The sequence below is a fragment of the Vitreoscilla massiliensis genome, from assembly GCF_001457815.1.
Taxonomy (GTDB): domain Bacteria; phylum Pseudomonadota; class Gammaproteobacteria; order Burkholderiales; family Neisseriaceae; genus Vitreoscilla; species Vitreoscilla massiliensis.
This window is the reverse complement of the sequence record NZ_LN898217.1, coordinates 118,933-145,216: the sequence shown is the minus strand read 5'-3', so window position 1 is coordinate 145,216 and position 26,284 is coordinate 118,933. Positions and strand designations below refer to the sequence as shown.

Annotated in this window: 29 protein-coding genes; 7 read left to right on the top strand and 22 right to left on the bottom strand. The window is 51.1% G+C overall.

Going from position 1 to position 26,284, the window contains the following annotated elements; all coding sequences use genetic code 11:
* The first annotated feature begins 393 nt into the window (after window positions 1-393).
* Window positions 394-1,590, top strand: a complete 1,197-nt coding sequence (locus BN3003_RS02980; RefSeq protein WP_234333000.1) for a branched-chain amino acid ABC transporter substrate-binding protein — start codon at window positions 394-396, stop codon at window positions 1,588-1,590.
* Between the two features lie 116 nt (window positions 1,591-1,706).
* Window positions 1,707-2,318, top strand: a complete 612-nt coding sequence (locus tag BN3003_RS02975; RefSeq protein WP_058305252.1) for an HAD family hydrolase — start codon at window positions 1,707-1,709, stop codon at window positions 2,316-2,318.
* Between the two features lie 218 nt (window positions 2,319-2,536).
* Here BN3003_RS02975 and BN3003_RS02970 read toward each other — a convergent pair whose 3' ends face one another.
* Complete coding sequence (locus tag BN3003_RS02970) at window positions 2,537-3,166, bottom strand: FMN-binding negative transcriptional regulator (protein WP_058305251.1); 630 nt, start codon at window positions 3,164-3,166, stop codon at window positions 2,537-2,539.
* Between the two features lie 99 nt (window positions 3,167-3,265).
* Between BN3003_RS02970 and pdxR the strand changes: the two genes are divergently transcribed.
* Complete coding sequence (gene pdxR, locus BN3003_RS02965; protein ID WP_058305250.1) at window positions 3,266-4,711, top strand: MocR-like pyridoxine biosynthesis transcription factor PdxR; 1,446 nt, start codon at window positions 3,266-3,268, stop codon at window positions 4,709-4,711.
* 76 nt (window positions 4,712-4,787) lie between these two features.
* On the opposite strand, the gene BN3003_RS02960 is transcribed toward pdxR, so the two are convergent.
* The 6 genes from BN3003_RS02960 to mutS form a co-directional block, all read right to left on the bottom strand.
* Window positions 4,788-5,417, bottom strand: a complete 630-nt coding sequence (locus BN3003_RS02960) for a DUF4870 domain-containing protein (protein WP_058305249.1) — start codon at window positions 5,415-5,417, stop codon at window positions 4,788-4,790.
* Window positions 5,418-5,501: 84 nt separating this feature from the next.
* Window positions 5,502-6,833: an ATP-dependent protease ATPase subunit HslU gene (gene hslU, locus BN3003_RS02955; protein WP_058305248.1), complete on the bottom strand. Its 1,332-nt coding sequence runs from the start codon at window positions 6,831-6,833 to the stop codon at window positions 5,502-5,504.
* Between the two features lie 50 nt (window positions 6,834-6,883).
* Window positions 6,884-7,357 carry a hypothetical protein gene (locus tag BN3003_RS02950; RefSeq protein WP_058305247.1) on the bottom strand — a complete coding sequence of 158 codons (474 nt, stop codon included), beginning with the start codon at window positions 7,355-7,357 and terminating at the stop codon, window positions 6,884-6,886.
* 55 nt (window positions 7,358-7,412) lie between these two features.
* Window positions 7,413-7,952: an ATP-dependent protease subunit HslV gene (gene hslV / locus BN3003_RS02945; protein WP_058305246.1), complete on the bottom strand. Its 540-nt coding sequence runs from the start codon at window positions 7,950-7,952 to the stop codon at window positions 7,413-7,415.
* A 108-nt stretch (window positions 7,953-8,060) separates the two neighbouring features.
* Complete coding sequence (locus BN3003_RS02940; protein ID WP_058305245.1) at window positions 8,061-8,471, bottom strand: VOC family protein; 411 nt, start codon at window positions 8,469-8,471, stop codon at window positions 8,061-8,063.
* A 36-nt stretch (window positions 8,472-8,507) separates the two neighbouring features.
* The gene (gene mutS, locus BN3003_RS02935; protein WP_058305244.1) at window positions 8,508-11,105 is read right to left on the bottom strand and encodes a DNA mismatch repair protein MutS; all 2,598 of its coding nucleotides are present in this window, start codon (window positions 11,103-11,105) and stop codon (window positions 8,508-8,510) included.
* Window positions 11,106-11,221: 116 nt separating this feature from the next.
* Here mutS and BN3003_RS02930 point away from each other — a divergent pair, with 116 nt between their 5' ends.
* Window positions 11,222-12,670, top strand: coding sequence for a capsule assembly Wzi family protein (locus BN3003_RS02930; protein ID WP_058305243.1), 1,449 nt, complete (start codon window positions 11,222-11,224; stop codon window positions 12,668-12,670).
* A gap of 64 nt (window positions 12,671-12,734) precedes the next feature.
* On the top strand, window positions 12,735-14,057 hold the full coding sequence (gene mltA, locus BN3003_RS02925) for a murein transglycosylase A (RefSeq protein WP_058305242.1): 1,323 nt from the start codon (window positions 12,735-12,737) through the stop codon (window positions 14,055-14,057).
* A gap of 68 nt (window positions 14,058-14,125) precedes the next feature.
* Here the strand turns inward: mltA and BN3003_RS02920 are convergent, their stop codons facing one another.
* The 9 genes from BN3003_RS02920 to BN3003_RS02880 all read right to left on the bottom strand — a co-directional run bounded on the left by BN3003_RS02920 (window position 14,126) and on the right by BN3003_RS02880 (window position 20,579).
* Window positions 14,126-14,665: a GTP-binding protein gene (locus BN3003_RS02920; protein WP_058305241.1), complete on the bottom strand. Its 540-nt coding sequence runs from the start codon at window positions 14,663-14,665 to the stop codon at window positions 14,126-14,128.
* 156 nt (window positions 14,666-14,821) lie between these two features.
* Entirely contained in the window at window positions 14,822-16,165 is a 1,344-nt protein-coding gene (gdhA, locus tag BN3003_RS02915; protein WP_058305451.1) for an NADP-specific glutamate dehydrogenase, read from the bottom strand.
* A gap of 265 nt (window positions 16,166-16,430) precedes the next feature.
* Window positions 16,431-17,705 carry a glutamate-1-semialdehyde 2,1-aminomutase gene (gene hemL, locus BN3003_RS02910; protein WP_058305240.1) on the bottom strand — a complete coding sequence of 425 codons (1,275 nt, stop codon included), beginning with the start codon at window positions 17,703-17,705 and terminating at the stop codon, window positions 16,431-16,433.
* A gap of 162 nt (window positions 17,706-17,867) precedes the next feature.
* Entirely contained in the window at window positions 17,868-18,329 is a 462-nt protein-coding gene (locus tag BN3003_RS02905; RefSeq protein ID WP_058305239.1) for a CYTH domain-containing protein, read from the bottom strand.
* Window positions 18,330-18,337: 8 nt separating this feature from the next.
* Window positions 18,338-18,754 (bottom strand): CopD family protein, encoded by a 417-nt coding sequence (locus BN3003_RS02900; protein WP_058305238.1) that lies wholly within the window; start codon window positions 18,752-18,754, stop codon window positions 18,338-18,340.
* A 9-nt stretch (window positions 18,755-18,763) separates the two neighbouring features.
* Window positions 18,764-19,432, bottom strand: a complete 669-nt coding sequence (locus tag BN3003_RS02895) for a YdcF family protein (RefSeq protein ID WP_058305237.1) — start codon at window positions 19,430-19,432, stop codon at window positions 18,764-18,766.
* Entirely contained in the window at window positions 19,419-19,787 is a 369-nt protein-coding gene (locus BN3003_RS02890) for an ArsC/Spx/MgsR family protein (protein ID WP_058305236.1), read from the bottom strand. The genes BN3003_RS02895 and BN3003_RS02890 overlap by 14 nt, the downstream gene beginning before the upstream one ends.
* Window positions 19,788-19,794: 7 nt before the next feature.
* Window positions 19,795-20,130: a hypothetical protein gene (locus tag BN3003_RS02885; RefSeq protein WP_058305235.1), complete on the bottom strand. Its 336-nt coding sequence runs from the start codon at window positions 20,128-20,130 to the stop codon at window positions 19,795-19,797.
* A gap of 17 nt (window positions 20,131-20,147) precedes the next feature.
* Window positions 20,148-20,579, bottom strand: a complete 432-nt coding sequence (locus tag BN3003_RS02880; protein WP_058305234.1) for a surface-adhesin E family protein — start codon at window positions 20,577-20,579, stop codon at window positions 20,148-20,150.
* 112 nt (window positions 20,580-20,691) lie between these two features.
* Here BN3003_RS02880 and recQ point away from each other — a divergent pair, with 112 nt between their 5' ends.
* Both recQ and BN3003_RS02870 read left to right on the top strand, forming a co-directional pair.
* Complete coding sequence (recQ, locus tag BN3003_RS02875) at window positions 20,692-22,533, top strand: DNA helicase RecQ (protein WP_058305233.1); 1,842 nt, start codon at window positions 20,692-20,694, stop codon at window positions 22,531-22,533.
* A 32-nt stretch (window positions 22,534-22,565) separates the two neighbouring features.
* Window positions 22,566-23,126: a DUF2799 domain-containing protein gene (locus BN3003_RS02870; RefSeq protein ID WP_058305232.1), complete on the top strand. Its 561-nt coding sequence runs from the start codon at window positions 22,566-22,568 to the stop codon at window positions 23,124-23,126.
* Between the two features lie 65 nt (window positions 23,127-23,191).
* On the opposite strand, the gene BN3003_RS02865 is transcribed toward BN3003_RS02870, so the two are convergent.
* Genes BN3003_RS02865 through BN3003_RS02845 form a run of 6 tightly spaced genes read right to left on the bottom strand, consistent with a single transcriptional unit; the run spans window position 23,192 to window position 26,097 of the window.
* Window positions 23,192-23,857 (bottom strand): site-2 protease family protein, encoded by a 666-nt coding sequence (locus tag BN3003_RS02865; protein WP_058305231.1) that lies wholly within the window; start codon window positions 23,855-23,857, stop codon window positions 23,192-23,194.
* 24 nt (window positions 23,858-23,881) lie between these two features.
* Window positions 23,882-24,502, bottom strand: a complete 621-nt coding sequence (locus tag BN3003_RS02860; protein ID WP_058305230.1) for an L-threonylcarbamoyladenylate synthase — start codon at window positions 24,500-24,502, stop codon at window positions 23,882-23,884.
* A 38-nt stretch (window positions 24,503-24,540) separates the two neighbouring features.
* Entirely contained in the window at window positions 24,541-24,843 is a 303-nt protein-coding gene (locus tag BN3003_RS02855) for a hypothetical protein (protein WP_058305229.1), read from the bottom strand.
* Between the two features lie 30 nt (window positions 24,844-24,873).
* Window positions 24,874-25,701 carry a PHP domain-containing protein gene (locus tag BN3003_RS02850; RefSeq protein WP_058305228.1) on the bottom strand — a complete coding sequence of 276 codons (828 nt, stop codon included), beginning with the start codon at window positions 25,699-25,701 and terminating at the stop codon, window positions 24,874-24,876.
* Complete coding sequence (locus tag BN3003_RS18315; RefSeq protein ID WP_082625508.1) at window positions 25,691-25,867, bottom strand: oxidoreductase-like domain-containing protein; 177 nt, start codon at window positions 25,865-25,867, stop codon at window positions 25,691-25,693. The genes BN3003_RS02850 and BN3003_RS18315 overlap by 11 nt, the downstream gene beginning before the upstream one ends.
* On the bottom strand, window positions 25,864-26,097 hold the full coding sequence (locus BN3003_RS02845; RefSeq protein ID WP_058305227.1) for an RNA-binding S4 domain-containing protein: 234 nt from the start codon (window positions 26,095-26,097) through the stop codon (window positions 25,864-25,866). The genes BN3003_RS18315 and BN3003_RS02845 overlap by 4 nt, the downstream gene beginning before the upstream one ends.
* Window positions 26,098-26,284: the final 187 nt, after the last annotated feature.

The following is a 26,284-nucleotide window of genomic DNA, read 5'->3' as shown; positions in this document are numbered from 1 at the left end:
GTGTGTACTGGCTGAAAAAATCCAACCTCCACAGCCTTCTTAGCTCGATACAGACCAATATCACCAGATGGCTGCGCGATGATTTCTGCACATTTATACAAGATGATTATTCTAATAAAATATGCCTTTTTGCAATTTTCTATATTAACCGTTTATTTATAAAGAAGATATGACAGAATCGTGTCAGAAATGCTGACAGGTCGCTACTTTCGTGCCCAAACACCGGCCTGTACTTGACGCCTTATCTAAAAACCGCAACAATTCTTAACGATATGCACCGCAGAGTGCGTTCGATTTGTACTGTTTTGCAGCTTCAGCACACACTCCCAGACGGGTGACTGATTCTCGGCTACAGGCACAATTCTTTATCATTGGATTAGGTTAGGATTGACTATGTTGACTTTACGTAAAATGGGTTTTGCCGTAGCCACAGCCATGTTGTTGGCTGCGTGTAACCAAGGTGGCGGCGCTCCTGAAAACAAAACAGCTTCTGCTGCACCAGCAGGTGCGAGCAACGCTACCGCTCCAGCTGGCGGCGAATTGGTGGTGAAATTGGGTACTGCCAACCCATTGACTGGTGCGTTTGCCGAATGGGGTAAAGACGCTGCCAACGGTGTGAAATTGGCTGTTGATGAAGCCAATGCTGAAAACTTAACTTGGAACGGTCAAAAAGTTAAATTTGAATTGATGTCTGAAGACGACATGGCCGACCCTAAAACCGCAGCACAAGTGGCTGACCGTTTTGTGGATGCCAAAGTCAGCGCGGTGATTGGTCACTTGGTAACAGGTGCGTCTTTGCCAGCGTCTATCGTCTACAACGACCACAACATTCCTATGGTTGCTTACTCTGTAACCGGCCCGAAATTCACCCAACAAGGCTTTAAAGGCGTGTTCCGTGTGATTTCTAATGACAAGCAACAAGGCGATGCTTTGGGTGCTTACGCCGTGAAAACCTTAGGTGCGAAAACCTTTGCCGTGATACACGACAAAACTGCTTACGGTGAAGGCTTGGCCAATGACTTCGCCGCCGCTGCTGAAGCCGCTGGCGCGAAAAAAGTTGCTACTGAATTTACCAGCACCAGCGCGACCGAGTTTGGCGCGATTGTGACTGCCATGAAAGGCGCTGCGCCTGATTTGATTTTCTACGGTGGCATGGACCCACAAGGCGCGCCATTGTTGAAAGAATTGCGTAAGCAAGGCGTGAAAGCCAAATACATGGGTGCGGATGGTTTGAAAACCAGCAACTTCCCAACTTTGGCCGGCGATGCTGCTGACGGTGCATTTGCTTCTACCGCTTCTGTCGCTGATGACAAGATGCCAGGTCGTGCCGCATTTGCTGAGAAATACAAAAAAGCCTTTGGTGGCGAAGTGGTGGCTTACTCTCCATACGCATATGACGCAACCAATGTCGTGATTGCGGCAATGAAAAAAGCCCAATCTAACGACCCTGCGAAATACTTGCCTGAATTGGCTGCCAGCCAATATGACGGCATCACCGGTAAAATCGCCTTCACCGAAAACGGTGACTTGAAAGACGGTGTGGTGACCATTTACACCATCAAAGGTGGCAAATGGGAAGTGGCTCAATAAGTCACAAACTTAAGTTAATAAGCGACCTGTAAATGTTTACAGGCCGCTTTTTTGTCTGTTGCAATGCGCAAACCTCCATGCCATGATGACTTCTATCTACTATATTGAAAGCCACCATGACCAGCATACGCAATCTTATTTTTGATGTGGGCAATGTTTTGGTCAGATGGTCGCCCAGTGAAATCATCAACCTGACGTTTGCCGATCCAAGTCAAACCGAGGCATGGATACAGAAAATTTTCCAGCATGAAATATGGCAACAACTCAATCAAGGCCTCATCAGCGAAGCTGCGGCACAACAACAATACCAAGCGCTGTACAGCTTAAGCCCCGAAATCACCGCACGCTTGTTTTATTACATCAAGACCACACAAATTCCCATTTACCAAAGCCAGGAATTGGTGGCGCAACTGGCGCAAGCAGGTTACAGAATATATGCCTTAACCGACAATGTGCGTGAAATCATGGTGTATTTGCTCCAACAATACGATTTTTGGCACTGGTTTCAAGCAGTGGTGGTTTCGGCTGAAACAGGCATGACCAAACCCCATCCTGCGGTTTTTCAATATGTGTTGCAACAACATCATCTGCAGGCTGATGAAACCGTGTTCATTGATGACCATCTGCCCAATATTGAAGCGGCGGCAGCTTTGGGCATACACAGTATTCACTTTCAACAAGCAGACAGCGTGGCGCAGCAATTGCGCTATTTGGGTGTGTCTTGCTAATAACGACATAAATAAGCGGCCTGTAAATACTTTTGTACATTTACAGGCCGCTTATTTATCTATTGTGTGCTCTGTTCACCTCATCCCATTCTGTATAAATCGGAAGCACAAACCTATCTCGATACTCATGCTGTCTGTGCTTGGGCTGTGACATCCAATAACAAAACCGCAAGTAGCCAATACCATGCCGCAATAGAACGCACACAACTGCGCCATCCTTACTCTGCCTCACGCGTCGGCATCCATGCCAACATACCATGTGCTGGCTGTTCGGCTGCCATACCGGCGCACACACCCGCTTGATCTTCCTCTGAGCGATTTTGGCTGAGTTTGAACTTACCGCGCATGCTGGTAATTTCCACTTCTATGCCAACGATGCCGCGCAATTGGGCGGTGATGTAGGCGCTTGGGGCATCGCTTACCTGCCAAGGCTGTGCTCGCCCGAGCTCATGTTCTGTCGTCAAGGCTTGGACCACTTGCAACAGCGCTTCCGCATCATCAAACAAGCGCACCTTGCCCCGCACTTCTACCATGATGTAATTCCACGTGGGCACCACTTTGCCATGCTCTTGCTTAGACGGATACCACGCTGGCGACACATAGGCATTGGGGCCTTGAAACAGCCACAAGACTTCGTCACTGTGCGCCAAAGCCTGCAATTGCGCATTGTTCTTGGCCATGTGCCCCAGCAAATACGCCTTGCCATCGCGTTGTTGCAACAACATCGGCAACAGATTCACTTCCAAGCCCGCATCGGCATGGCTGATGACAGTGGCCAATGGGTATTGCTGTAGCAAGGTCAACAATATCTCGGCGCGGTGTTCTTCAAATACTTTAGGACAGTGCATATCAAGCTCCAAATCACAGACTGTGACAGTATAGCCAGTACTGGTTTGTTTTTAAGTACCAGTTTGGTCATAATGAAGCAGACCACTTAAGGCAAGCCCATGTCCAAAACCACCCTTATTCCGGCCTTGGCCAGCTTCAAAAAACAGCCAAAAAACAATGTACTGGCCTTAAGCGACTGTTTGCGCCGCGCCATCACATCGGGACAATTGCAACCCAACGATGCACTGCCCTCCAGCCGCCATTTGGCCAGCACGCTGAATTTGGCTCGCTCCACCATTGTTAGCGTATATGAGCAGTTAATCGCCGAAGGTTATGTGCATGCCCAAGCAGGTTCGGCCACCCGTGTCTGTGCCGAGTTGCCGCTGCATGGGGTCTTGCCCCTAGCAACGCCAGCCAAGCAACCGCCGCATACCTGTGCAGTGCCAGCACACGCTCAGGTGTTGGCACAACAACACATCATGGCGCTGCCGCATCGGCCTTTTGCCATCGCCGTACCACAAGACCAATTGCGTTTGGATGCGCATTGGCAACGCCTGAGCAAACGCATTGCCGTGTCGCCGCTGTATGCCGCCACAGGTTATGAGTCCAGCCAAGGGCAGCAGCGTTTGCGTGAACAATTGGTGCAGTATTTGCGCCAAGCCCGTGGCGTGGTGTGCGATGCGGAGCAAATCATCATCACCGAAGGCGCCCAACAAGCACTGTATTTGACCAGCAAAGTCTTGCTGCAAGCGCATGACACGGCGGTGATAGAAAACCCAGTTTATCCGGGTTTATTGGCGGTATTACAAGACAGACAAGCGCACATCCATGCAGTGGATGTGGATGAGCAAGGTATGATGGTGCCGCAACTGAGCGCCTCAGGCATACAGGCACAGGCAGTGTTTGTCACACCTTCGCACCAATACCCATTGGGCATGCCTTTGAGCATGTCACGGCGTTGGGCCTTATTGGAATGGGCCAGACAACAACAGGCTTGGATAGTGGAAGACGATTACGACAGTGAATTGCGCTATCACGGCCTGCCTTTTCCCGCCCTGCAAGGCCTGAATCCGCAACAGGTGATTTACATAGGCACGTTCAGCAAGGTCTTGGCACCGTCGTTGCGTTTGGGCTATGTGGTCGTACCGCATGCTTTAATCGCCGCTTTTCGCGGCGCCAAATCCCTCATCAGCCGCAGCACTGCCGATTTTTACCAACATGTGTTGGCCGAATACATGTGTCACGGCCATTTTGACAATCACATCCGACGCATCCGCAAAATCTATGCGCAGCGCCAAGCGCATTTGCGCCACGTCTTGCACACCGAGATTCCCGCTTTGCAAGTGCTGCCCAGCGACCAAGGCATGCACATGGTGGCGCTGTTGCCGCCATCGATAAACGATGTCAGCTTGGTAGAACAAGCACTGCCACTTGGACTGGCACTGCGCGCCTTGTCACCGACGTATGTGGGTGCAGCAAAGCAAGCGGGTTTGCTATTGGGTTTTGGTGGCTACTCAACAGCGCAATTGGACAGCGCTGTCGCCATATTGAAACAATTATTGTAAATACACTGTAGGGTGTTAAAACCATACAAAAGCGGCCTGTAAAACATTTACAGGCCGCTTATTTAATGATTTCAAATCAGTCTTGCAACGGACGCCATGTCATCGGCACGCGGAAGGCATGACCGTTGCGAGCAGCGTTAGCACCCATCAAACAGAACACCAAATGCGCCACACCTAATAACACTTGCAACGGGCCACCGATAAAGATGATGGTCAAAATCGTGCACACGATGCTGCCAAGCACAAACGTCGCCGTCCAATTCAAGGCCTCACGCGCTTGCTGTTTCAAATACGGCGAGGCATTCTGATTCAGCAACACCAACATGCCCGGGATCAACAGGAAAATCAAACTGGACAACCACATCACCGCCGCAATATCGCGTTGGTCTTTGGCCACATCGGCGTCCAAGCTTTGCGCGGTGGCATAGGCTTGGGTTGGCGTTTGATCGCTGCTGCCACTGGAATGCGCAGCACCCGCAGCACTGGTAGCGGCAGCGGTCGCGATTGCTTCAGCAGTGTGGCTGGCGGTATCCACCGTGGCCACGGTTTCTGGCGCGGTCACAGCGGCCTGTAAATCCTTGGCATAGCGTATCGGTTGCACCACTGGTGTGGCAGGCGCAGCGGCAGACGTCGCGCCCGCAGCAATTTGCTGCATGGAACGTATGGCGGTTTGGTTGGGGTTAAAACCCGCGGCTTGGTAAGACATTGCATCCCCTCTTTCTGACACATGAATTCACACGTTGACTGATAAGACGATTATAAAGTGGTAGACCATGCTACCACTTTGTCATTACAAAATATAACGCGCCAAATCTTCTTGTTCGGCCACATCTTGCAAACGTTCGTTCACATAAGCGGCATCGATTACCACTTCTTCGCGTGGGCTATTGAACGACACGTCTTCCAACAGTTTTTCCAACACGGTGTGCAAACGGCGCGCGCCGATGTTTTCGGTTTTTTCGTTCACTTGGAAAGCGATTTGCGCCAAACGCTCCACCCCTTCATCGGTAAACACCAATTGCACTTCATCGGTGGCGAGCAAGGCTTGGTATTGTTTGGTCAAGCAAGCATCGGTGCCAGTGAGGATTTGTTTGAAATCGTCTACCGATAAATTGTCCAATTCCACCCGTATCGGGAAACGGCCTTGCAATTCTGGTATCAAGTCAGACGGTTTGCTCAAATGGAACGCGCCCGAAGCAATGAACAAAATGTGGTCGGTCTTGATCATGCCGTATTTGGTTTGCACGGTGGTGCCTTCAACCAAAGGCAACAAGTCGCGTTGCACGCCTTGGCGTGACACATCGGCGCCGGCGCGGTCGCTGCCGGCGATTTTGTCGATTTCGTCCAAGAACACGATGCCATGATGTTCCACCGCTTCCACGGCTTTTTCACGCATGTCGTCTTCGTTAACCAATTTGGCTGCTTCTTCATCCAATAACAATTTCATCGCCGCGTCAACGCGCATTTTTTGTTTCTTGGTTTTGCCCTGACCCATATTGGCAAACATGCCTTGCAATTGCTGGGTGAAATCTTCCATACCCGGAGGGCCCATGATGGACATGGCCGCCGCACCTTGGGCGATTTCAATTTCGATTTCTTTGTCGTTCAAGCTGCCATCGCGCAACATTTTGCGGAATTTTTGACGCGTGTTGCTTTCAGGCTGTGCTTCAGGGGTTTCACCTTCAAAACCCACTTGGCGTGGCGGTGGCAACAAAGCATCCAAGACACGGTTTTCGGCCGCATCTTGGGCGCGATCGCGGTTTTTCTTGATTTCCACTTCACGCACATTTTTAATCGCGTTTTCAATCAAATCGCGAATGATGGAATCGACATCGCGACCGACATAACCGACTTCGGTGAATTTGGTCGCTTCAATTTTGATGAAAGGTGCATTGGCCAAGCGCGCCAAACGGCGGGCAATTTCGGTTTTACCGACACCGGTTGGGCCTATCATCAAGATGTTTTTGGGCACGATTTCGGTGCGCAAAGGCTCAGCGACCAAGCTGCGACGGTAGCGGTTGCGCAAGGCCACGGCCACAGAGCGCTTGGCGGCGTTTTGGCCGATGATGTGCTTGTCCAACTCATGCACGATTTCTTGAGGTGTCATCACTGATGCTGACATAGGTATTTCGCTTTCCTGATGGCCGCTCGTTCACAAGCGGCCTGTAATGATTATGATGGGCGGCGTTGCAAAGTCATGTACACATGCGGTTTGGATTGTAAAACCACCGTCATGTAGGCGGTATAGCCTTTTTGCACTTTGCTGTCCAAACGGCAAATCGCTTGCACGTCGTTTTGGATGCAACCGATGTCATCGGTTTTTTGAATGCGCGCCAAATCTGGGAATATGTCTTTCAATTGGCTTTTAGATGAGGTCTTGAATTCACACTTGGTGCCTTGATTGCACACTGCAAACCATTTGCCCTTGGCCGGACCCGACTTAATATTGTCGTCTTTACCGTCCATCAACCAATCGCCATTTTTTTGGTAAATGCGCATTTGTATGCCTGACAAACTGGCTGGTTTGTTGTCTTTATTGATTTTTACCACTTCGTAAATACCCGCATCTTCAGCGGTAATGCCTGCGGCCATCACTGCACCTGTGCTTGCCAATACCATCAAACCCAAACTCAATTGTTTCAACATACTCATGTCCTTTTTCCGAATGATGCGGCGCATCATGTAACTGTGCACAGACGGGCTATGCTTGTAAGGTTTCTATGGTGTGGTTTTGGTTGGTATAAATGCAAATACCGCCCGCAATTTCCAAAGATTTTTTCACCACCACTTCAGGCGACAAATCGGTGTTTTCCATCAAGGCGCGTGCCGCCGATTGTGCAAACGCCCCACCCGAACCGATGGCAGCAATGCTGTCTTCTGGCTCCAACACATCGCCGTTACCAGTGATGATTAAGGTGTAATGCTTGTCGGCCACGATTAACATCGCTTCCAAGCGGCGCAAGGCGCGATCGGTACGCCACTCTTTCGCCAACTCAATGGCGGCCACCATCAACTTGCCTTGGTGTTTTTGTAATTTGCTTTCAAACAGCTCAATTAAGGTAAATGCATCGGCGGTACCGCCGGCGAAACCTGCCAAAACCTGATTGTTATACAATTTGCGCACTTTGCGGGCGGTGGCTTTGATGACTGTGTTACCCAAAGTGACTTGACCATCACCACCGATGGCGACGTGTTCACCACGACGTACCGACACTATGGTAGTGCCGTCGAATTGTTGCATACTAACTCCTTAACTGATGCGACCCTAAGGCCTTTGTTTGCCCCAAACATAAGGGCAAAACAGCCTGACATCAAGCAGGCTGTGTGTAATATTGTGTTTACAGGCCGCTTAAACACCATCTTTGCGACAGGAAATCATCCACACCACGCCAAACTGGTCTTCGACCAAACCGTATTTCGGCGTCCAAAACGCGTAATTCAATGCCTGTCTGACCATGCCACCTTGCGCCAAAGCGGCAAACACCCGCTCGACCTCGGCAACACTGTCGCCTTGCCACGCCACCAACACCCCTTGTTGCGCTTGGTACATGGCATCGGGCGCATCGCTCCCCATCAGTTTTTGGTCATGGTTTTGCAATTCGGCATACATGATTTTGTTGTCCATCTGCGCCTCAGGCATTTCCAACAAGGGCGCATCACTGTAACGCAACAATTCCAATTCGCCACCAAACACACTGTGGTAATACCCAAACGCTTGCTCACAATCACCATTAAACGTCACAAACGGGCTGAAATTCATGATAAATCTCCTGTGGTTGGAACGCTAAGACCGAGGTCAAACTTCGGGCAATAAGGCCTGCAATTTGTACAAGGCGTCCAAAGCAGCACGCGGCGTTAACTCGTCTGGTTGCAAATTCTGCAAAGTCTCAATACAGGCCGCATATGGCTCAGGTTCATCGCTGCTGACAGGCGTGTTGTGCGACTGCGGCGCCAAGCTGTCCTCGGCTTCCCAATCTTGAAACAAGCCCAATTGTGCCTGTTGCTCACGTTGTTTTTGTTCCAATTGTTGTAAATATTGTTGCGCCGAATGTAAAGCCTTGGTCGGAAAACCCGCCAATTTGGCCACTGCCACACCGTAACTCTTGTTGGCCGGCCCAGCCTCGACTTGGTGCAAAAACACGATGTCTTGGCCTTGCTCCAAGGCATTCAAATGCATGTTAAACGCATCTTGAAAGCGCTCAGGCAATTTGGTCAATTCAAAATAATGCGTGGCAAACAGCGTCAGCGATTTGTTTTTTTGCAGCAGGTATTCGGCGATGGCTTGCGCCAAGGCCAAACCATCAAACGTCGACGTGCCGCGACCAACCTCATCCATCAACACCAAGGAGCGTTCGCTGGCATGGTTCAAAATATAAGCCGATTCCGACATTTCTACCATAAACGTCGAGCGGTTGCCGGCCAAATCATCTGAAGCACCGATGCGGGTGAAAATTTGGTCGACCATGCCTATGCGCGCCGATTGTGCCGGCACCAAAGAGCCCACATGCGCCAACAACACAATCAACGCGGTTTGGCGCATAAACGTCGATTTACCGCCCATGTTCGGGCCGGTAAGCAGCATCAATTTGTGTTTGCCATCCAAGCGCGCATCGTTGGCGATGAATTGCGCCACTTGCGCCGCCACCACCGGATGTTTGCCTTGGCGTATCTCCACACATGGGAAATCCACCAATTCCGGCGCTACCCACAACTCGGTTGCCGCAGTCTTGGCCAAAGCCGCTAATACATCCAAACTGGCTGCGGCCTTGGCAATGCGTTGCAGCAAGGGCAATGCGGCCTGTAATTCGCACAGCAACTCGTCAAACAAGCGTTTTTCTAGGGCCAAGGCCTGATCTTGTGCACTCATTACCTTGTCTTCAAACACCTTGAGTTCGGGCGTGATGTAGCGCTCGACGTTTTTCAAGGTTTGACGGCGCTGATAATCGGCAGGTGCTTGCTCGGCTTGCGCTTTGGACAATTCAATGTAAAAGCCGTGCACACGGTTGAATTCCACCTTGAGCGTGGACAAGCCCGTGCGTTCCCGCTCTCGCGCTTCCAAATCCAGCAAAAACTCATCTCCGTGGGTTTGAATGTGGCGCAATTCGTCCAATTCGGCATTGAACCCATGGTTAATCACGCCACCATCGCGCAACCATACCGCCGGCTCAGGCAAGACTGCGGCCTGTAAACGTTCGGCCACTGGCAAACCTTCAGGCAAGACTTGCACCAAGGTATTGAGCAAACTGCTGTCGGCATGTGCCGGCACCGTCAAATCGGCTAAAACGCGTAAGCCATCGCGCAAACCCGATAAATCCCGTGGCCGTGCACTGCCCACAGCGATGCGCGCTGCCATGCGTTCGATGTCGCCCAAGGGTTTGAAGGCGGCCTGTAAATCGGCGTAATGCGGCAATAAAGCGCTAATCGCTTGTTGGCGCAATAAGATGTGCGCTTTGCGCGTTAAAGGTTGATGCAACCACGTATGTAACAAACGGCTGCCCATGTGGGTGGTACAACAATCTAAACTCGACAATAAAGTGGGCGCAGCTTTGCCACTTAAGGTCTGGCTGATTTCCAAATTGCGACGGCTGGCGGCATCGATTTGGATGTATTCCTGCGCTTGTTCGCATTGCAAGGCTTCCAAATGCTTGGGCATTTGTGGCTGCGTCATGTTGATGTAATTGAGCAAGGCACCGGCGGCAGCGATGGCAGGCAAATAGCCGTCGCCCTCCAAACCAAAGCCGTGTAAGTCTTGCACTTCAAAATAGCGCAACAGCAATTGCCGACCGCTGTCGGCATCGAACTGCCACGCATTCAAACGTGTGGCTTTGCTGGCATAGCTGCCCAAATCAACACTGTTACCGTCGGCCAACAATACCTCGGCGGGATTCAAACGCCCCAACACATGGTTTAAATCACTGTTGTGCACCAATTGACAGCGAAACTCACCGCTTTGCAACGACGCCCACGCCACCGCCCACTGTTTTTTCAATTTGGCAATCGCCAGCACCCGATTGCTGTCTTTGTCGTCCAACAAGGCGCTGTCGGTCAAAGTCCCCGGCGTGACAATGCGCACCACTTTGCGCTCTACTGGCCCTTTGCTGGCACCCACATCGCCGACTTGTTCCACCATGGCGACGGATTCGCCCAGTTTCACCAGTTTGGCCAAATACTGCTCAGCCGCATGGTAAGGCACCCCCGCCATTTTAATTGGCTCGCCATCCAATTGGCCACGACTGGTCAAGGTGATGTCGAGCAATTGCGACGCTTTGACCGCATCGTCAAAAAACAGCTCGTAAAAGTCGCCCATGCGGTAAAAAACCAGCTTGTCTTGATGGTGTTGTTTGATGTCAAAATATTGGCTCATCATCGGTGAAACAGTGGGTTTTGCGCTCATGTCTGTGCTAAAACAAATGTAAATTAAGCCTTATTGTACCCAAGCCACTTCTGTCTTGTCGCGCCGCACTGCTATAATCAAGCGATTATTTGACCTACGATGATTTAAGGACGGCTATGCAGCATTGGTTACGCACTCTCTTGGCAAGTTCTCTGGTGTTCATGGGCGCACACGCCATGGCAAACGGTTTGGTTTTGCCGGATGAACAATTACAACAAGATTTGTCTTGGCTGAGCAATCGCGGCATCATCAACATCAGCTTGTCGACTTGGCCAATGAGCAGCGAAGAAATCGCCGTGGCTTTGAGCGATGCCAAACCGCAAACCACCCAAGACCAATTGATGTTAGACCAAGTCAACGCGCGCTTAAGCGCCTTGAAAGCCAAATTCATCGTCCAAGGTCAAACCGCCAGCGACTTCAATCCTTTGGGTCAAGGCTTGGGTGACACCACCACCGACCAACATCAGCTGTCGGCCATAGGTCAATACCAAAACAATTATGTAGACTTGCGTTTGCAAGGCAATGCCGTCGGTGGCGATGGCGTAGACCGCGCCAGCCATGGCAATGTCAATGGCTCTTACGGCGCAGTGAAATTGGGCAACCAATGGCTGTCATTTGGTCAACAACAACGCTGGTGGGGCCCTGGTAAAGAAGGCAGCTTGATTATGGGTCATACCGCTCGCCCTGTTACCGGCTTCAGCTTGCAACGCGCCGAACAAACTCCGTTTGAAACCCCATGGTTATCATGGTTGGGCCGTTGGCAATACCAAGTGTTTGCCGGTCAATTGGCACATTACGAAGCCGTGCCCGATGCCAAACTCATCGGCATGCGTGTGAATCTACAACCAACCGAATACCTTGAACTCGGTGCCTCCCGTGCCATGCAATGGGGCGGTGATGGCCGTCCGCAATCAGGCAAGTCTTTGTGGAATGCCTTCATTGGCAAAGGTGACAATGCTTACGGCGCCGACCAACAACGCAATGAACCCGGCAACCAATTGGGTGGCTTCGATGCCAAATTGAAGCTGCAAAACCTGACCGGCTGGCCAGTCAGCGTTTATGCTCAAGCCATAGGTGAAGACGAATCCGGTGGCTTACCGTCTAAAAATACTTATTTATTGGGCGTAGAAGGCAGCCATGCCTTGGGTCAAAACGCTCTGAATTGGTATGTGGAAGGGGCAGACACCAGTACTGAATTTGGTCGTCGTGAAGGCACTACTTACAATCACCACATTTACAAAAATGGTTATTACCAAGACGGTGCGCCTTTAGGCCACACTTTGGGTGGCGATGCCCAAACCGTGACCACCAAAGTGGTGGTGTCCACTCCTGACCAACAACGCTTCAGTGGCAAAGTCACTTACGCCGAAGTCAACCCAACCGACAACCACAATAACCGCATCCTGTCTTATTCAGACAAGATGGCCATGCTTGAAGTCGGCTACGGTAAAACTTTTAAAAATGGTTTGAACGTCGATTCTAGCGTGTGGTACAACTACGCCGCCGATGTACCGACTTATGATGGTGCCGGTGTTGGTGTGAAAGTATCAATGCCATTCAAATAAAGCGTGATTTCATTTCCGATGAATACAAAGGCAGCCTTGGCTGCTTTTGTCATATAAAGCCCATATGAATACAGTGACCTCGACCCGTTTCCGCCTTGCTGCCGCCCTGTCTTTGGCAGTGTTACTCAGTGCTTGCCCAACCACCAAACCAATAGGTGGTGGCCCTTACACCGGTGGCCCCAAATCGGCCTTGCCACCTACCCCCCCGGGACAAGTCTATGGCACCCCAGGACAAGCGGTGCGCTATACCTCGGCCGCATTCAGCCAAGTACCAGATTGGTCGGGTCAGTCTTTAAAAAACAGCTTGCTGTCTTTTCAACGCGGTTGTAATCAGTTGGGCAATAAAATGCAGTGGCAAGCGGTGTGCCAGCAAGCCAAAATCACCCCGCTCAACGACCAAGCCGCGCGCTTGTTTTTTGAAAACCTGTTTACACCATGGCAGTTGAGCGACAACGGTAGTAACAGCGGTACGGTCACCGGTTATTACGAGCCGGTATTATTGGGTGATACCCACCCAACCGCGCAAGCACGTTTCCCGATTTATGGCATCCCCACTGATTTTGTCAGCGTGCCCTTATCCGATGACAACCGCATTCGCAAAGGCCAAGTACGTGTGGCGGTCACCGGCGCCAACCAAGGTGTCATCAGCGGCAATGGCAGTTACAGCGCCAATTTGAATGCCTTCCCGATTACCGATCGCAGCCGCAGCATCAAAGGCCGCGTGGTTGGCAACCAATTTGTGCCGTATTACACCCGCGCCGAAATCAATGCCGGCGCCTTAAATGGCAAAGCACCAATTTTGGCCTATGCCAACGATGCGGTGGAATTGTTCTTCTTGCACATTCAAGGTTCAGGCCGCTTACAAACACCATCTGGTCAATTTGTGCGCTTAGGCTATGCCGACAAAAACGAATACCCATTCAAATCGGTGGCAACGTATATGGCAGGCAAAGGCTATCTGCCTTTGGCCCAAACCAATATGCAAGGCATCAAAGCATGGATGCGCCAAAACCCGAGCAAGTTGGCCGAAGTGTTAGGGCAAAACCCAAGCTATGTGTTTTTCCGCACCACCACCGGCGCTGCCGATGAAGGCCCTATCGGTGCCTTGGGTGCACCGCTAACCGGTGAGTACTCGGCTGCAGTCGACAAACACCATGTGGAATTGGGCGCACCCATCTTTGTCGCCACCACCCATCCCTTGCAAAACAAACCCCACAATCGCCTGATTGTGGCGCAGGATACCGGCTCTGCCATCAAAGGCGGCGTGCGGGTCGATTATTATTGGGGTTATGGCGATGCGGCAGGAGAAGTGGCTGGCAAGATGAAACATCCTGGACAAGTATGGTTATTATTGCCCAATGGTTACACACCTCGTTACCAACCTTAAATGACGGTTTAAATGACACATAAGCGGCCTGTAAACCAAGCCGCTTATGTGTTTTATTGGTCTGATGCTTACACGGCGAACAATTTGTCAGAAAACAAAATGCGTTTCACCAATTTGTTCACGTCTTTGCGTTTGCGCACATCCACTATCAATACCTCGGCTTCTGCACCCATTTCCTGCACCACTTGCTGCAATGTTGCCACCATCGCCCGAGTTTGCTCGTCTTTCGGCGCTTGATTGACACCAATGACCACCGGCACTTTGTTAATGATGTCGGCAAACGCATGCAAATAAAAACGCAATTCTTGCGCAGGATCGGCGGCCAAGGCATTGACCAAGATGATTAAGCCACGACTGCCACTGCGCAAAATTTCCCACATGAAATCGAAACGCTCTTGCCCCGGTGTGCCATACAAATGCACTTTGGTTTCTGCATCCAAAACGATGGTGCCATAGTCCATGGCCACCGTGGTATCGCTTTTGATTTGGCGCGTTTCATCGCTTGCCCGCACGTCGGTATCCACCACAGCAGATGTACTGTAGGTCCGGATGGCGGTGCTTTTGCCCACGCCAACAGGTCCTGTAATGATGATTTTATGGTCAAACATCTGTGTTTTCCCCACTTGCTGTATGTGTTTGCAAGGTGTGCTATTTGAATTTTATTTTAGAATTTATTTTTAAGCATTATACGATAAGGCAAAAAAAAACCCAGCGCAATGCTGGGCCTGGTAAGAAGTATTTAAATTAATGTTGTACGCGACACATTAATACACCCCTTGAGCCAACATTGCATCTGCTACTTTCACAAACCCAGCAATATTCGCGCCATTCACATAGTTGATGAAACCATCTTCTTGTTTACCATAGCGCACGCAATTGCCGTGTATGTCCTTCATGATGCCGTGTAAACGCTCATCCACTTCACCATGCGTCCAATTCAAACGGATGCTGTTTTGTGACATTTCCAAACCAGAGGTGGCCACACCACCGGCATTAGACGCTTTGCCCGGTGCATAAAGGATTTTGGCGTCCACAAACGCGTCCACCGCGTCCAAAGTTGAAGGCATATTGGCACCTTCAGCCACACATTTCACACCGTTTTTAATCAACAACGCGGCATCGTCACCGTTCAATTCATTTTGGGTGGCGCATGGCATGGCGATGTCAACTGGCACAGCCCAAGGACGCTGACCGGCAATGTATTCAATCCCAGCGGTATTGGCCAAATCCTGCAAACGACCGCGTTTGACGTTTTTCAGCTCCATGATTTCTTGCAACATGTCTTCTGAAATGCCATCTTTAACGTAAATCATGCCATTGGAATCACTCAATGTCACCACTTTTGCACCCAAATCGGTGGCTTTTTCAGCGGCGTATTGCGCCACATTACCAGAACCCGATACAGACACGGTTTGACCATTCAAATTCATGCCGCGTGTACGCAACATTTCTTCAGCGAAATACACATTGCCATAGCCTGTGGCTTCAGGACGCATCAAGCTGCCACCGAATGCCATGCCTTTGCCTGTGAACACGCAACTGGCGTCATTACTGAGTTTTTTCATCATGCCGGCCATATAGCCCACTTCGCGACCACCGACACCGATGTCACCCGCAGGCACGTCGGTATTCGGGCCCAAGTGGCGGTACAGCTCCACCATCAAGGCTTGGCAAAAACGCATCACTTCGCCATCGCTCTTGCCTTTAGGGTCGAAATCAGAGCCGCCTTTACCGCCACCCATAGGCAAAGTGGTCAAAGCATTTTTAAAGACTTGTTCGAAACCTAAGAATTTGAGGATGGAGAGATTGACTGATGGGTGAAAACGCATGCCGCCTTTGAATGGGCCGATGGCTGAATTGAATTGAACTCGGTAAGCGCGATTGACTTGAACCTGATTGTTGTCATCCACCCATGCGACGCGGAATTGGATGGCACGTTCTGGTTCGACCAAACGCTCAAGCAATCCTTGTTCACCATATTGGGGATTCTTGGCAATGAAAGGCCATAAACTGCCCATCACTTCTTTAACGGCCTGTAAAAATTCTGGTTGGTTTGGATCTCGAACGGCGACCTGATTCAGGAATTCGTTCACATTGCTGTATTTCAAAATGACATCCTTGTGTAACACGATAAAAACAGTAGCGATGCTTGGTTCAGTGAGGCAACAAGCACTTAGAAATCAATAAAACTCAAACTGATTTTAATTCTAGCACAAACCGTGACCACATTAAGAAAGAAATAAGCAATATCTGCTATATTAAAGCAATTAATTCAGTATTTTAGAATTAAGATATCGAACAATTATGCCAAACAAAATAAAATGCCAATGTTCTCGCAAACATTGGCATCAGTGTTTATTTTGCTAGGCGAAACTAGGCTTTAAAACAATCTTGTGCGCGGGCGATGGTTTCATCTATCAAGGCATCGGTGTGCGCCGCCGACATAAACGAGGCTTCAAACGCCGACGGCGCGAAACTCACACCACGCTCCAACATGCCGTGGAAGAAGGATTTGAATGCATTTTTATCGCTGTCAGACACATCGGCAAAGCTTTGCGGAATTTTATCGTTGAAATAAAAGCCGAACATACCGCCCACATACTGGCTTGAAAATGGCACGCCTGCGGCTTGCGCCGCAGCGTTCAGGCCGCTTAATAAGCGTTCGCAATTGTGATTCAAGGTTCCATAAAAACCAGGGCGTTGGATGATTTCCAAGGTTTTCAAACCCGCGGTCACCGCCAAAGGATTGCCCGACAAAGTGCCGGCTTGGTACACGCCACCCAATGGTGAGATACAGGCCATGATGTCTTTGCGACCGCCAAACGCCGCCAATGGCATGCCGCCACCGATGACTTTGCCCATGGTGGTCAAATCAGGCGTAATGCCGTGCAAGGATTGAGCACAGCCCAAGGCGACACGAAAGCCCGTCATCACTTCATCGTAAATCAACACCGCGCCATGTTGTTCGGTCAAACCGCGCAAGGCTTGTACGAATTCGGCCGACGGTTGCACCATGTTCATATTGCCAGCAATCGGTTCCAAAATCACACAGGCGATTTCGTCACCGATTTGGCTGAAAGTATTTTGCAATTGTGCTACATCGTTGTAAGCCAACACGATGGTGTGTTTGGTAAAGTCAGCAGGCACACCGGCTGAGCTCGGGTTGCCAAACGTGAGCAAGCCACTGCCTGCTTTCACCAACAAGCTGTCGGAGTGACCGTGGTAGCAGCCTTCAAACTTGATGATTTTATCGCGGCCGGTAAAGCCACGCGCCAAGCGGATGGCCGACATCGTCGCTTCCGTGCCTGAGCTGACCAAGCGCACTTGTTCCACGCTCGGCACCAATTTGATGATTTCTTCGGCGATGCGCACTTCGCCTTCGGTAGGCGCACCAAACGACAAACCATCCAAAGCCACTTCGCACACGGCCTCTATCACTTCTGGATGGGCATGACCGACTATCGCCGGGCCCCAAGAGCCGACGTAATCGATGTATTGTTGGTCGTTTTCATCCCACACATACGCGCCTTGCGCTTTTTTAATAAAGCGTGGCACGCCGCCAACGCTGCCAAATGCGCGCACAGGCGAATTCACCCCACCCGGGATGACTTGTTTGGCTTGTTCAAATAAGGCTTCATTGCGATTCATAATATTGTCCATAGTCACGATTTTTCATACCCATGCGGCCTGTAAAACACATTAGGGCCTACAGGCCGCATGGGCTTACTGTAAAACAACTTGCCGCCATGTTCATTGTCACGGCGCAAGCGCTGAGAGGATGTGGGTAGGCTGTCTGGGTTTACAGGCCGCTTACCATGTGGTATACGGGTGTTGGCTCAAATACGCATTGGTAAAGCGCCCATCGTGGGTGATTTCCTCACCCAACCATTCGGGGCGAGCAAACGCTGTGTCTTCCGTTGCCAATTCGATTTCCGCCACCACCAAGGGCGCGTTGTCGCCAAAATACTCGTCCACTTCAAACACATGGCCTTGGTGCTCAATGCAATAGCGGTGTTTCTTCATTTTGAACGGGCACATTTGTTCCAAGATGGTCAATGCGTCCTGTACGGGAATGGCGTATTCAAACTCATGCCGCGAAACATCGGATATATAACCTTTGATGGTGACCCAAGCCTCATCGCCGACGATGCGCACACGCATGGTGCGCTCTTTTTCCACACTCAAATAACCTTGGTACAACAATTTTGGGGTAACCAAACCGCGCCATGCTTCATTTTTAACCAAAAAACGGCGCTCAATCTCTACTGCCATGTGTGTCCTTAAAACGGTTTAAACACCGCCAAATACAGTGCCAAAGCCATCATCACGATGGGCACTTCGCTGTAGATGCGGTACCAGCGTTGGCTGTAAGCACTGCGACCTTCGCGAAAGTCTTGCAGCAAACGCCAGCTGTAAAAATGGTAACCCAATAACACCACACCCAAGGTGATTTTGGAATGCGCCCAGCCACTCCAAAAATGGCCAACGATGACGGTTAACAAACCAAACAACAGCGCCAAAATGCCCATCGGCGTCATGTAACGCATCAATTTGCTCGCCATCGCCAACAGGCGTTGGTATTCCACCGTGCCGGTGGTCAGTTGTGACAAATTCACCAACAGCCGTGGCAAGGCAAACAAACCTGCAAACCACATGATGGTGAAAAATACATGCAGCAATTTTAGCCACAAATACATGTTTTGCCCCTAAAGATTGCGGTATGGTAATAATTGCGTGCGCGCCACATCGCGGCTGTCGGGGAACAAACGCCCCAATTGGTACAACACCAACAACATGCTCTCTTGCAACCACAGCTTGGCCTGCTTGCTGCGGCCGCTGTTGTTATAGCGCGAGGTCGGTGTTGGCGCGGTTTGCACCTTCAAATCCAAATCTTCGGCAATGTAATGCGCGCGCGCCAAATGGTGCGGATCGCTGACCACAATGAGGCTGTCTATGTCGTTTTGCGCCGCCAAAGCACGGGTATTGAGCAGGTTTTCATAGGTGTCGCGCGACTGGGTTTCCAGCAACATATCGGCTTGTTTCATGCCGCGTTTGCCGGCATAACGCGCCGCCACCGCCGCCTCAGTAGGATAACCCTCTACTGGCGTGCCACCGGTGAAAATTATTTTCGGTGCCAAACCTTGTTGGTACAAAGACAGGCCGTAATTGATGCGCTCTTTAAACACCGGCGATGGGTTTTTGCCCCATGCCGCCGCCCCCAACACCACCACCGCATCGGCGGGTTGTAAGGTGCGCGGCTGGGCGTAATACCACACTTGATACAAAGCCCAAGCTTGCAGCAATAGCGCGGCGAGTATGCTGATATACACGCCGCGTCTTAGGTAATACCAAAAAGAGTGTTTATGCGCGTTCATGACCTTGTTGAGCCAACCATGTCAGCGCCAATTCAGGCGGCCGACAAATGACAGCAGACACATCGTTAAGCAAAATCGGCCGTTGCAATAAGCGCGGCTGCGCCTGTATCGCCGCCGCCCAAGCCGCGTCGTCGCCCACATCAATATGGGCAAATTCGGCGTACTCGGCCTCATTGCTGCGCACCAACTCGTGCACAGGCACAGCCAAACGCTGTGCCAAGCCCACGATTTCTGCTGCCGTAGGGACTTGTTCCAAATAGCGCACGCATTCCACGCTCACGCCCGCTGCTGTGAGCAAGGCCAAAGCCGCACGCGATTTAGAACAGGCCTCATTGTGATAATAACGGTATTTCATGACTTCCTCATTGTGACTTCACTGCCGTCCAAGCCGCATCCAATCTGGCACCAGCGGCCTGTAAGGCTTGTTGCGCCGCCGTGTCTGCCGCTTGCGCACTGGCCACTTCTGTTTCCAGTTTGCTGATGCTGTTTTGTATCTCGGTCAAACGCTGTTTGGCGGTGTTCAATTGTTCTTGTTTCGTGCTCAGACTGGATTTCTGACTTTGGGTGGTACGCAACACCTCTTGATAGGCTTTTTGAGCCGACAACAATTCAGATTCTGCTGCTGTTTGCGCCCACACTACCGAGCTCAAACCCAATGCCAAAACCACTCCCATGCTTGCTTTGCCTACCCAATTCATACTCTGTCCTCAATCCATTAAGTGCACACTGAATCAAATTGTTTTTGTGCAGGCGAGCCTGCGGTAATGCGTTGCAATGGCACTTGACTGCCAAAGGTTTGCTGGTAAACCACCGCGCCTTGTCCGTTGCGCAACTCTGTGTCGGTAATGCGGTAAGTCTTGTTTTTGCAATACATTTGGTATTGGTTGATGCCGGTTTTGAAGGCCGGGATGTTCGGCGTGGATTCCAAACTGGCGTTTTTCAACACCATGCGGGTGCGGTAAGACACCACGTCGCCATTGCGTTTGATGCTTGCAGTATCGATTTCATGCGTCACGTTTTGATTGGCGGAAGTGCCAATGTTTTTCCACTTGCCACCATCATTGCTGCCAGCGGTAGGGGTTTGACATGCGGCCAGACCCAAGAGCGTGGTGATTGCGGTGATGCGTGCCAATACTTTATATGACATACAATTTCCTGTCCATTAACTGCCTGATAGATAAGCCTAGTGTAGCAGTAATTGACTGTATTTAGCAGCACAAAGCGTCTAAAATACCCATTTTCCTGCCCGATTTAGCGCAATGACCTCAGCAACTGCCTTACAACTTTTACACGACACTTTCGGCTACCAAGCATTCCGCGGCAGACAGGCCGAGATTGTGAGCGCAGTCACCCATGGCGACAATGCCTTGGTGTTGATGCCCACAGGTGGCGGTAAATCCATGTGTTACCAATTACCGGCACTGTTGCGCGAGGGCGTGGCCATCGTGGTATCGCCTTTAATCGCCTTGATGGACGACCAAGTGGCGAACTTACAGGCCGCTGGTGTCGCCGCCGCCGCCGTGCACAGCGGCATAGAGCCGGCGCAATTGCGCCAAATTGCCGATGACATTGCTCGCGGCGTGTTGAAATTGATTTATGTCGCCCCCGAGCGCTTGGTCAGCGATAAATTCATCCGCTTTATGCATTCCATCCACATCAGCTTATTTGCCATAGACGAAGCGCATTGCGTCAGCCAATGGGGTCATGATTTCCGTCCTGAATACCAACAATTGGGTTTTCTCGCCGATGAATTTCCCAACGTCCCGCGCATCGCCCTCACCGCCACTGCCGACGAAGAAACCCGTGCCGACATCCGCCATTATTTGCGTTTACAGGACGCTTTGACCTTTATTGCCAGCTTTGACCGACCGAATATTTATTACCAAGTCATCGAAAAAAACAATGGCAAAAAGCAATTGCTGCAATTCATCAAAAGCCAAGGCCACAGTGTCAGCGGCATCGTCTATTGCCTGTCGCGCAAACGCGTCGAAGAAGTGGCTTTATTATTGAAGGAAAACGGCTTCAATGCCTTGCCTTACCACGCCGGTTTGGACATGGCGGTACGCGAGGAAAACCAAAAGCGCTTTAGCCAAGACGACAATGTCATCGTGGTGGCGACAGTCGCGTTTGGCATGGGCATAGACAAGCCCGATGTGCGCTTTGTCGCGCATTTGGACATGCCCAAATCCATAGAACACTTTTACCAAGAATCGGGCCGCGCTGGCCGCGATGGTTTGCCCGCTATTTCATGGCTGTGTTACGGCCTCAACGATTGGGTATTGCTGCGCCAACGCATCCAAGACGGCGAAGCCGAAGCGATGCAAAAACAAATCGAATTGCAAAAAGTCGATGCGGTATTGTCGTTTTGCGAAACCGCTTCCTGCCGCCGCCAATTGCTGTTGGCACAATTTGATGAGGCGTCTGAGCCTTGTGGCCATTGCGACAATTGCTTGGAGCCACCGACACGCTTCGATGCCACGGTCTTGGTACAAAAGCTATTGTCGTGCGTGTATCGGGTCGAGCAACGCTTTGCCACTTCGTATGTGATTGATGTGTTGCGCGGCAAAAGCAACGATTGGATGGCGCGCTTGGGGCATGACAAACTGTCGACGTTTGGCATAGGCGACACGCTGTCCGACAAGGAATGGCGCTCAGTGGTGCGCCAATGCGTTGCTGGCGGTCTGCTCAGCATCAACCTGTCTTACAACCAAGCCTTGCAACTGACCGATGCGGCCAAAGCCGTGCTCAAAGGCGAGCAATCGCTGTGGCTGCGCCCGCTCAAACGCGATAAAAAATCAGGCTTGAGCACACCGGCAACAGCGGTCTTGCGCACCGAGCGCGAAGAGCGTTTGTGGCAAGCCTTGCGCGTGTGGCGCAAACAGCGAGCCACCCAAGACAATGTGCCGGCCTATGTGATTTTCCCCGACCGCACTTTGCAAAACTTGGTCGAAGCCGCGCCGCAAAGCTTGGCCGCCTTGGATGGCATTTACGGCATGGGCAGCAGCAAAATCGACAAATACGGCGCCGAAGTGGTGGCTTTGTGCCAAGACATCGCCGCAGAAGAACACCGCACTGGCGTGTTAAGTGACAGCGGCCTGTAAACCCAATCGACTTGTTTTTGAAAGCTGATGTGATGAAATCTGTGGGTCTTTTCACCTTGTCTGTGTGCATGCTGCTCAGCGCCTGCGCCACGCTGTCGCCTGAGCAATGCCAACAAGCCGATTGGCAACACATCGGCACAGTCGATGGTGGCAATGGTTATGCGGCAACGCGTTTGGCACAACACCAAAAATCGTGTCAAAAAGCCGGCATCGTGCCCGATGTCGACGCTTACCAACACGGTTATCAACTCGGGTTAGAGCAGTATTGCCAGCCGCAAACCATCTTCAGCAAGGCCATGCAAGGCTTGGGCAGTGTCAGCGTGTGCCCCAACGATTTACAGGCCGAGTTGCGCCCCTTCAAGCAAGTGCCGGCTGCGTATTTGACCGCCGTCGATGAGTTAGAACGCGCCGAAGACCGCTATGACAGACTCAGTTCCAATCTGTATTTCAGCAACAATATCAGCCGCGAGCAATACCTGTATTACCGCCAACAATTGCGCTTCTTGCGCATGGACATCTTGGATGCCCGCACCGAAGTACAGATGCGCGCCAACGATGTGCGGCGTTTGAAACAACAATACCAACTGGATTAAAGCCATGAACACAAAAAAGCGGCCTGTAAACATTTACAGGCCGCTTTTTATTGGCATTTGCTCACTTACAGGAACAAGTTGGTAATCATTTGCGCTATCGCACCAAAGAACGCATAAATCGGTGCGATGTACAGCCACAATACCTTAGGCGCAATCACAATCAAGCCCAAAATCAACCAGCTGCTCCACATCGCGGTTTTTTGAAACGGAATCGAGTATTTGGCCGGCAAAAAGCTGTCGATAAAACGACCACCGGCATACGGCAATAAGGGGATGAAACCAAACGCCAACAGCACAATGTTCACAATAATGCCAATTTCCGCCATCTGTGCTACAGGCGCTGCGGCTGGGCCAAAATGCAGGGTAATGCCACGAATCACTGCCCACAAAATCAGCATCAAAAAGTTGGCAATCCAACCCGAAGCCGCCACCATGCGCATGCCCATGCGGATGTTGCGCATATTGCCGTAATTAATCGGCACCGGTTTCACCCAACCAATAATCAAAGGCAAATTCGCGTTGACGAACATCCACACGCTGAACAAAGGCAACACGATGGTGCCGATGAAATCGATGTGTGGCATCGGATTCAAGGTCAAACGCCCCATTTGCACGGCGGTGGTGTCGCCGTAATGGCGCGCCGCCAATACCTGCGCCACCGCTTGTACGGTCAATGCAAACAACACTGGCACGATGGCCAATAAGATGATGCTCCAGTCAAAATCACCCAAAATATGTCTTCCTATTGATAAACTTTATAAACCAAACGGCGCGACATCGCCTTTGCCCTGTCGCAATAATTCCAAACCATCGGTCATGTCTATGACCGTGGTCGCTTCGGTACCGCACCAACCGCCGTCAATGACCGCATCCACTTGGTGTTCCAAACGGTCACGGATGTCGTAAGCATCGGTCAACGGCTCATCTTCTCCCGGCAACATCAGCGTGCAGCTGAGCAAAGCCTCGCCCACCTCGCACAACACTGCTTGCGCAATGGCATGGTCAGGTACGCGCAAACCGATGGTTTTGCGTTTAGGGTGCAGCGTGCGCGCCGGCACTTCTTTGGTGGCGGGCAGAATAAAGGTATAACTGCCCGGTGTGGCCGCTTTGAGCAAACGGAATTGGCTGTTGTCCACCTTGGCATACAGCCCCAATTCGCTCAAATTGTGGCACAACAAAGTAAAGTGGTGGCGCAAATCCAAGTGGCGAATGGTAATGATGCGCTCCATCGCTTTTTTATCGCCCAAGGCGCACACCAAGGCGTAACATGAGTCGGTGGGCAACACCACCACGCCACCGTCACGGATGATGTCCGCCGCCTGACGCACCAAACGTTCCTGCGGATTGTCCGGATGGATGGTAAAAAATTGGGCCATACACTGTTTTCCTCAAATAAACACTTTTGTGACGGATGCTATTTACCCAATTGTATCCACACAATCAGTAGCAACATCACGCCAGCAAAAATATAAAAACCTTTCAACCAAGATTTTTCACGTGGGGTGTACTGGTAAACGGTTGGTATGGCAACTTCTGTGGGTTCCTGCTGCTGCTCACGTCCATTAAGGCGCCACCACCACACCGACATGCCCCCAGTCACCAGCAAAGACAGGGCTGAAAACAAACTGAAAACAGAGCCTGTGAACAGATAACTCAGAATCAAAGAACCAAAAAACATGCTTGCCATTTTCAATACATACAGTTGTCTTGGGTTCATGATGCGGCCTGTAAAGTCAGTTTATCGGTGTCAGTGAAACAATTCCCATATTGGTTTGCATATCGGTGGCAATTCGGGCGGCACGCCCAATTGACCGCCTTCGTGCAAGGCATGGTAATCGCTGCCGGCGCTGGCATACAGCTCAAAGCGTTCGGCCAACATGGCGTAATTCAAGCGCTCGCTCAAAGTATGCGAACTGGAAGCGACTTCAATGCCAACACCACCTGCGGCTTTGAATTCGGTAATGAATTCGCGCATCTTGGTGGCGCTCATGTCATAACGCGCTGGATGGGCAATCACCGCCACACCGCCTGCGGCGGTAATCCACATCAACGCGTCTTGCAAACTCGCCCATTCGTGTTTCACATACGCCGGTTTGCCATCGCCCAAGTATTTTTTAAACGCTTGCTGCATGTTTTTCACATGGCCCGCTTGCACCAAAAACCGCGCCAAATGCGCGCGGCCAACGCTGTCGGGATTACCGGCCAAGGCCAGTGCGCCTTCATACGCGCCGGTGATGCCTTTTTTTTCCAGCTTGTCTGACATTTGTTGCAAACGGCTGATGCGACCGCTGCGCAATTCATCTAATGCGGCCTGTAACTCAGGGACGTCATCGCGCATGTTCAGACCGACAATGTGGATGACTTTGCTGTTCCATGTAATCGACACTTCCACGCCATTGATGAAAGGCAAACCCACACGCGCCGCTTCGGCACGCGCCTCAGGCAAGCCGTGCAAATTGTCGTGGTCGGTTAAGGCCAACATGGTCGCGCCATTTTCCTTGGCCAAACGCACCACCTCAGCCGGTGGCAAAGCGCCATCGGAGACATTGGAATGGCAGTGCAAATCAATGTTCATCTGCATCTTTCTGTGTTGTTTGCTGCAATTGGGCGATGTCGCGTTGCTGCGCATCATAAGCGGCTTTGTCGCGGTAATACAATTCCCACACACAGGCATCGCCACAATCGCTGCCGCAGCATTCCCAATCCTCGGGCGCTACTGGCTCGGGCAATAAGCCACTCATGCAAGCGCGCTTTTGGTCACACGGATGGTGACATCAAATTCAGGCAGGGTAATCACCTCGCCATCCTTGATTTTGGCGGTTTTGCGGGTTTCCACCTCGCCATTGCGCCAGACCAAGCCATCGCTGATCATCGCCTTGGCTTGACCGCCGCTTTCGGAAGCGCCGGTTATTTTTAACAAATCACACAAGGCAATGTGCTCATGCGCTTGCAGATCAAAAACTTCATTCATGGTGTGCTTTCTATTGCTGCCGTCGCGTCTAGCGCGGCGACATGGATGTTGTGGCTGTCATATGGGGGCGGTTGCTGACTTTTTAAATCGGCACAGCTTCTGTTAGGTCTGAACAGGCTCTATTGTAAACCCATGTGTGCTTGGTATTTTTTTATATGCACAATGCTTTTAATAGCGAACGGCGATA

What these genes read in the sequence shown, in the direction of transcription:
- BN3003_RS02980 (WP_234333000.1), top strand. Translation starts at nt 394, where the DNA reads ATGTTGACTTTACGTAAAATGGGTTTTGCCGTAGCCACAGCCATGTTG.
- BN3003_RS02975 (WP_058305252.1), top strand. Translation starts at nt 1,707, where the DNA reads ATGACCAGCATACGCAATCTTATTTTTGATGTGGGCAATGTTTTGGTC.
- BN3003_RS02970 (WP_058305251.1), bottom strand. Translation starts at nt 3,166, where the DNA reads ATGCACTGTCCTAAAGTATTTGAAGAACACCGCGCCGAGATATTGTTG.
- pdxR (WP_058305250.1), top strand. Translation starts at nt 3,266, where the DNA reads ATGTCCAAAACCACCCTTATTCCGGCCTTGGCCAGCTTCAAAAAACAG.
- BN3003_RS02960 (WP_058305249.1), bottom strand. Translation starts at nt 5,417, where the DNA reads ATGTCTTACCAAGCCGCGGGTTTTAACCCCAACCAAACCGCCATACGT.
- hslU (WP_058305248.1), bottom strand. Translation starts at nt 6,833, where the DNA reads ATGTCAGCATCAGTGATGACACCTCAAGAAATCGTGCATGAGTTGGAC.
- BN3003_RS02950 (WP_058305247.1), bottom strand. Translation starts at nt 7,357, where the DNA reads ATGTTGAAACAATTGAGTTTGGGTTTGATGGTATTGGCAAGCACAGGT.
- hslV (WP_058305246.1), bottom strand. Translation starts at nt 7,952, where the DNA reads ATGCAACAATTCGACGGCACTACCATAGTGTCGGTACGTCGTGGTGAA.
- BN3003_RS02940 (WP_058305245.1), bottom strand. Translation starts at nt 8,471, where the DNA reads ATGAATTTCAGCCCGTTTGTGACGTTTAATGGTGATTGTGAGCAAGCG.
- mutS (WP_058305244.1), bottom strand. Translation starts at nt 11,105, where the DNA reads ATGAGCGCAAAACCCACTGTTTCACCGATGATGAGCCAATATTTTGAC.
- BN3003_RS02930 (WP_058305243.1), top strand. Translation starts at nt 11,222, where the DNA reads ATGCAGCATTGGTTACGCACTCTCTTGGCAAGTTCTCTGGTGTTCATG.
- mltA (WP_058305242.1), top strand. Translation starts at nt 12,735, where the DNA reads ATGAATACAGTGACCTCGACCCGTTTCCGCCTTGCTGCCGCCCTGTCT.
- BN3003_RS02920 (WP_058305241.1), bottom strand. Translation starts at nt 14,665, where the DNA reads ATGTTTGACCATAAAATCATCATTACAGGACCTGTTGGCGTGGGCAAA.
- hemL (WP_058305240.1), bottom strand. Translation starts at nt 17,705, where the DNA reads ATGAATCGCAATGAAGCCTTATTTGAACAAGCCAAACAAGTCATCCCG.
- BN3003_RS02905 (WP_058305239.1), bottom strand. Translation starts at nt 18,329, where the DNA reads ATGGCAGTAGAGATTGAGCGCCGTTTTTTGGTTAAAAATGAAGCATGG.
- BN3003_RS02900 (WP_058305238.1), bottom strand. Translation starts at nt 18,754, where the DNA reads ATGTATTTGTGGCTAAAATTGCTGCATGTATTTTTCACCATCATGTGG.
- BN3003_RS02895 (WP_058305237.1), bottom strand. Translation starts at nt 19,432, where the DNA reads ATGAACGCGCATAAACACTCTTTTTGGTATTACCTAAGACGCGGCGTG.
- BN3003_RS02890 (WP_058305236.1), bottom strand. Translation starts at nt 19,787, where the DNA reads ATGAAATACCGTTATTATCACAATGAGGCCTGTTCTAAATCGCGTGCG.
- BN3003_RS02885 (WP_058305235.1), bottom strand. Translation starts at nt 20,130, where the DNA reads ATGAATTGGGTAGGCAAAGCAAGCATGGGAGTGGTTTTGGCATTGGGT.
- BN3003_RS02880 (WP_058305234.1), bottom strand. Translation starts at nt 20,579, where the DNA reads ATGTCATATAAAGTATTGGCACGCATCACCGCAATCACCACGCTCTTG.
- recQ (WP_058305233.1), top strand. Translation starts at nt 20,692, where the DNA reads ATGACCTCAGCAACTGCCTTACAACTTTTACACGACACTTTCGGCTAC.
- BN3003_RS02870 (WP_058305232.1), top strand. Translation starts at nt 22,566, where the DNA reads ATGAAATCTGTGGGTCTTTTCACCTTGTCTGTGTGCATGCTGCTCAGC.
- BN3003_RS02860 (WP_058305230.1), bottom strand. Translation starts at nt 24,502, where the DNA reads ATGGCCCAATTTTTTACCATCCATCCGGACAATCCGCAGGAACGTTTG.
- BN3003_RS02855 (WP_058305229.1), bottom strand. Translation starts at nt 24,843, where the DNA reads ATGAACCCAAGACAACTGTATGTATTGAAAATGGCAAGCATGTTTTTT.
- BN3003_RS02850 (WP_058305228.1), bottom strand. Translation starts at nt 25,701, where the DNA reads ATGAACATTGATTTGCACTGCCATTCCAATGTCTCCGATGGCGCTTTG.
- BN3003_RS18315 (WP_082625508.1), bottom strand. Translation starts at nt 25,867, where the DNA reads ATGAGTGGCTTATTGCCCGAGCCAGTAGCGCCCGAGGATTGGGAATGC.
- BN3003_RS02845 (WP_058305227.1), bottom strand. Translation starts at nt 26,097, where the DNA reads ATGAATGAAGTTTTTGATCTGCAAGCGCATGAGCACATTGCCTTGTGT.